Here is a 4,401-nt window from a genome sequence, read left to right on the forward strand (position 1 = left end):
CCACGGGGGCTGTCTTCGTCACCTGCGATGCCGATGAGGCTCGGGCACGGTGTCCGTCGTGTGCATCATCAGCGTGCCGAGGACCGACGCCATAGCCGGTAGGGCCCGGTATCAATTCATCCGGTCCTGGGCTCGGTGCGGTTTCGTTTCCTCGTCACGATCAGTGACGGCGAGATGACCAAAGCTGCTCTGGCCCAACACGAACTGGCCCCTGCGCCGGACCGGCCGCGATAGGTAAGGCTGATGGCTTGTGGACAGGGTCTGCGGTGATCGTCGCCCGAACCACCGAACTGGCCGAGCAACTGCTCCCCGCCGGCGATCTGCGCTGTCCGCGCTGCGAGGTCGGCCAGCTGACCGCCTGGGGCTACGGCCGGCGCCGCACGATCCGTTCCCATGGCAGCGCGACCCTCACGATCAGACCGCGTCGCACTCGCTGCGCCAGCTGTCTGCGCACCCACATCGTGATGCCGGCCCAGCTGCAACCCCCACCACGTCGACACTACCGTGGTGATCGGCACAGCACTGCTGCACAAGGCAAATGGGCTCGGACACCGCCGCATCGCAACCGTCACGGACCGCCCGATCGCCGGAACGGCGCCCCGGCTCCGTCAGGGCCTTGAGCCTGACGCGGTCGCCAACCGCATCATCGCGGCCGTCCGCGCCGGCGAACGCGAAGTCCCCGCCGACGCGTTCGGCCTGACACGAGATTGCCGCACCGGAAGCCGCTGGAGGGCCGCTACCGTGCCGGGATCATCCCCACACTGAGTGCGTAGACGACGATGTAGAGATTGATCAGCAGCATGGCGATGGCGGGCAGAGCATCCGCCAAGGACTCTCCGCAGCGAAGGCGGACAACGACTCCCACGCCCATCATCAGGGTCAGGCCACTCGCAGCGGCGACGGTGAACTGCGGCAGGAAGTAGCCGAGGATGAGACCCAGCGATCCGAGCAACTCGAGAATCCCGGTGAGCTTCCGAAATCGGACCAGCCCGAAGCGGGCAAACTCCTCCACCATGGCGTTGGCGACGAGCATGGCCAAGCCGTAATACAGAAACAACAGAATCGACAGAACTTTGCACGCCTGGTAAAGCAAGGTCATGGTGTAGTGGTCGCGATCAACGATCGATCCTGGGAAAGCGATAGGGAAGCGAAAGGCACCCACATGTCATCTTCGGCAGTTTCCACCAGTCTCCAGATCATCGTTGCACTGGGGCTACTCAACGTCTGGCTGGTACGGGCGCGGGCATCGACCGCATACCGGGGCGGTTCGGCGCAGTCGCTCAAAGAAGAATTCGCAACCTATGGACTTCCCGAGTGGTCCTTCTACGCCGTCGGTGCCCTGAAGATCGGGTCGGCCGTGCTGCTGATCGTAGGCATCTGGGTTCCGGTGCTCATCCGGCCGCCGGCACTGATTGTTGCCGTGTTGATGGTCGGGGCACTGGCTATGCACGCGAAGGCCAAGGACGCACTGACGAAGTTTCTGCCTGCGCTCCTGATGTTGTTGATGTGCGTGGCCATTCTCCTGCTGCAGTAGAGTCGCCGCTCTAACTCCCGGAGTGCGGCTTTGAGTCCGTGGTTGAACTGCCCCATCGGCACCGCGGCTCCAGTAAGGTCCGGATATGGCAATTTGGGATTGGCTTGTGCCCAAGCCGTGGCAGCCGAGCGCCCGTACCGACTACCGGGTGGTTGACGTGCCGGGAAGCCGGACACGCACCGTCGCGGGAACTTCCGCCTTCGAGGACGCGGTAAACGATCTTCCGCTTGGTCCCGTCGAAGTGACGTTGCGGTTGGAGGCCAACGGCGCGAACACGCGCGGACTGGCCGCCTACGTCCTCGACCAGCAGGTGGGCTGGCTGGCAACCCAAGAGAGCATCATCGGCTCTCGTCTCGCCACTGGTTTCCTCTGGCGCGATCCGTGGGTGACCTGGATGACAAAACTGGACGCGGCGGGGATCCAGCCGAGGTTCCACGGGTTGTTACGCATCGCGGGGGACCCCGGCCGGCGGGTCATCAATATCGACGTACCAGGGCGCAATGAACCCAGCCTGTCGAGCATCGCCAAGCAGGTCATCAACGCTAAAGCGAACGGCGGATAAGCCTGATCTTCAGGCGGTGGCCCCGGGCCGGTGCTGGCCGGGAATCAGCCGTGCACGTGTCGCGGGAGCCAGATGGGTTCGACGTGCAACCAGGACGGGGGACTCCCCGACCGCGACCATGAGTAGTTCTGCACTGCGCGTTGGCGTGGGGACGAAACGATGATCAACAGGAACAGCTCGACGATCCCGAAGGTGAGCGTCGGGCGTTGAATTAGCGTGGCTGGATTCGTCGATGAACGCTCACCGTCGGATCAAGAGCAGGGCCGGCGTGCCGCTTGAGCCCGGTGTGCCTGCACGGTGAGCTCCGCGATGCCGGCGTTGAGAACGCTCAGGGCCTCGGGACGCAGCTTGTAGTAGGTGTATCTGCCGAGCGGCTCGGCGCCGACGAAGCCCGCTTCGCGCAGAATGCGCAGGTGGTGGCTGATGGTGGACTGCCGCGCCCCGGTGTCGTGCACCAGATGACAAGTGCACATCTGTTCGCGGGCAAGCAGGCGGACGATTTGCGCGCGAAGCGGATCGCCGAAGAGTTTCACAGCCGCCTCGGCAACATCTGGTGGCGGGTCCCCGGCGGGTCCGGGATCGCGTCGGTCAACGTCAGCCAGCGCTGGAATCAGCATAGTTTGATATGACGCTAATCAGCGCCTGATGTCAAGAGTGTCAGCGCAATGAGAATCGTTGAGCTACTTGATTTTTAGACGCCAGGCCCGACGTCGATCTTCCTCGGAGACGGGGACCACATCAGATAGGGTTGATGTATTGATTTCCATCGATGTATTGTGGCCGAGGGCCACCGAAGGGAGTCTAGGTAGCGATGACAGTGGCAGCAATTCTGATCTTTCTGGTCACGCTCACTTTGGTGATCTGGCAACCCAGGGGCCTGGGCATCGGCTGGAGCGCACTGGGCGGCGCGGTCGTCGCGTTGGCGACCACCGTCGTGCATTTCTCCAACGTGCCGACCGTGGTGGGCATCGTGTGGAACGCGACCCTGACCTTCGTCGCCGTGATCATCGTGTCGCTGGTTCTCGACGAGTCCGGCTTCTTCGAGTGGGCCGCCTTGCATGTGGCCCGGTGGGGACGCGGCCGTGGGCGAGTTCTGTTCGTCCTGATCGTATTGCTCGGCGCCGCGATCGCCGCGGTCTTCGCCAACGACGGCGCCGCGTTGATCCTGACCCCGATCGTCATGCAGATCATGCTGGCACTGAAATTCTCCCCCAAAGCATCGCTCGGCTTTGTCATGGCCACCGGATTCATCGCCGACTCCGGTAGCCTGCCCCTGGTCGTCTCCAACCTGGTGAACATCGTTTCTGCCGACTTCTTCCATGTCGGCTTCGCCCGCTTCGCTATGGTCATGGTCCCGGTGGGCGTGGTGTCGGTGTTGGCCAGCCTCGCCGTGCTGATGGCGTATTTTCACCGCTCGATCCCGGCCACCTACGAGGTGGCCGCGTTGCGTCGTCCGGCGGACGCCATCACCGACCCGTTGACCTTCCGCGCGGGGTGGGCGGTGCTGGTGTTGCTGTTGGTGGGCTATTTCGGGGCCGATCCGGCGGGTGTGCCGCTGTCGGTGGTGGCCGGGGCCGGTGCGGTGGTCTTGATCGCGGTTGCCGCCCGGCAGCCCGCGTTCCTCTTTTCCCAGCGGGCACGAACGCTGGTTTCCGTGTCGGAGGGTGCCGGCGGGACCATGCAGGAGCGCTCTTTCGGCGATCCGGTGAACACCGCCGACCTGGCCGCCGAGCTGGCCGATTCCGTAGCAAGTCAGACAATGACCGCCGACGACCGTCCGAGTGCGCCGCGCCGGATTCCGGTCGGCACGGTCATCCGTGAAGCGCCCTGGCAGATCGTGTTGTTCAGCATCGGCATGTACCTGGTCGTCTACGGCCTGCGTAACCAGGGACTGACCGGCGAACTGGCCAAACTGTTCGGCGTATTCGCTCAGCACGGAGTGCTGGGTGCCGCGCTCGGCGTCGGGGTGGCGGCAGCGGTGTTGTCGTCGATCATGAACAACATGCCCACCGTGCTGGTCGCCGCGCTGGCCGTCGGCGCCGTCGGCGCGACCGGGCTGGCTCACGAGGCCATGGTCTACGCCAACGTCATCGGCTGTGACCTGGGCCCTAAGATCACCCCGATCGGCAGCCTGGCCACCCTGCTGTGGCTGCATGTGCTCGACCGCAAGGGCATGCACATCGGCTGGGGCCGCTACTTTCGCACCGGCATCGTGCTCACCATCCCGGTGCTGCTGGCCACCCTGCTCGCCTTCGCCGGCTGGCTGACCGTCGTGGGCGCCTAAACCCGGCCCAGCAAATTCTGC

The 4,401-nt window shown here is 64.4% G+C and carries 6 protein-coding genes; 4 read left to right on the forward strand and 2 right to left on the reverse strand.

Annotation, left to right across the window (positions count from 1 at the left end; all coding sequences use genetic code 11):
• The first annotated feature begins 266 nt into the window (after nt 1-266).
• Nucleotides 267-620, forward strand: a complete 354-nt coding sequence (locus ABDV69_RS19110; protein WP_343577218.1) for a DUF6431 domain-containing protein — start codon at nt 267-269, stop codon at nt 618-620.
• A gap of 116 nt (nt 621-736) precedes the next feature.
• On the opposite strand, the gene ABDV69_RS19115 is transcribed toward ABDV69_RS19110, so the two are convergent.
• Nucleotides 737-1,099 (reverse strand): DoxX family protein, encoded by a 363-nt coding sequence (locus tag ABDV69_RS19115; protein WP_343577203.1) that lies wholly within the window; start codon nt 1,097-1,099, stop codon nt 737-739.
• Nucleotides 1,100-1,105: 6 nt separating this feature from the next.
• On the opposite strand from ABDV69_RS19115, the gene ABDV69_RS19120 reads away from it, so the two are divergent.
• Both ABDV69_RS19120 and ABDV69_RS19125 read left to right on the forward strand, forming a co-directional pair.
• Nucleotides 1,106-1,534 (forward strand): DoxX family protein, encoded by a 429-nt coding sequence (locus ABDV69_RS19120; RefSeq protein ID WP_343577206.1) that lies wholly within the window; start codon nt 1,106-1,108, stop codon nt 1,532-1,534.
• Between the two features lie 85 nt (nt 1,535-1,619).
• Nucleotides 1,620-2,096 carry a hypothetical protein gene (locus ABDV69_RS19125; RefSeq protein WP_343577209.1) on the forward strand — a complete coding sequence of 159 codons (477 nt, stop codon included), beginning with the start codon at nt 1,620-1,622 and terminating at the stop codon, nt 2,094-2,096.
• A gap of 251 nt (nt 2,097-2,347) precedes the next feature.
• Here ABDV69_RS19125 and ABDV69_RS19130 read toward each other — a convergent pair whose 3' ends face one another.
• Nucleotides 2,348-2,713, reverse strand: a complete 366-nt coding sequence (locus ABDV69_RS19130; RefSeq protein ID WP_343577211.1) for a metalloregulator ArsR/SmtB family transcription factor — start codon at nt 2,711-2,713, stop codon at nt 2,348-2,350.
• 194 nt (nt 2,714-2,907) lie between these two features.
• Between ABDV69_RS19130 and ABDV69_RS19135 the strand changes: the two genes are divergently transcribed.
• Complete coding sequence (locus tag ABDV69_RS19135) at nt 2,908-4,380, forward strand: arsenic transporter (protein ID WP_343577213.1); 1,473 nt, start codon at nt 2,908-2,910, stop codon at nt 4,378-4,380.
• The last annotated feature ends 21 nt before the right edge of the window (nt 4,381-4,401 follow it).

The organism is Mycobacterium sp., from assembly GCF_039583785.1.
In the GTDB taxonomy this organism is placed as follows: Bacteria; Actinomycetota; Actinomycetes; order Mycobacteriales; family Mycobacteriaceae; genus Mycobacterium.

Excerpts from the sequence above, each read along its gene's own strand:
- ABDV69_RS19125 (WP_343577209.1), top strand. The coding sequence starts at position 1,620 with ATGGCAATTTGGGATTGGCTTGTGCCCAAGCCGTGGCAGCCGAGCGCC.
- ABDV69_RS19130 (WP_343577211.1), bottom strand. The coding sequence starts at position 2,713 with ATGCTGATTCCAGCGCTGGCTGACGTTGACCGACGCGATCCCGGACCC.
- ABDV69_RS19135 (WP_343577213.1), top strand. The coding sequence starts at position 2,908 with ATGACAGTGGCAGCAATTCTGATCTTTCTGGTCACGCTCACTTTGGTG.
- ABDV69_RS19115 (WP_343577203.1), bottom strand. The coding sequence starts at position 1,099 with ATGACCTTGCTTTACCAGGCGTGCAAAGTTCTGTCGATTCTGTTGTTT.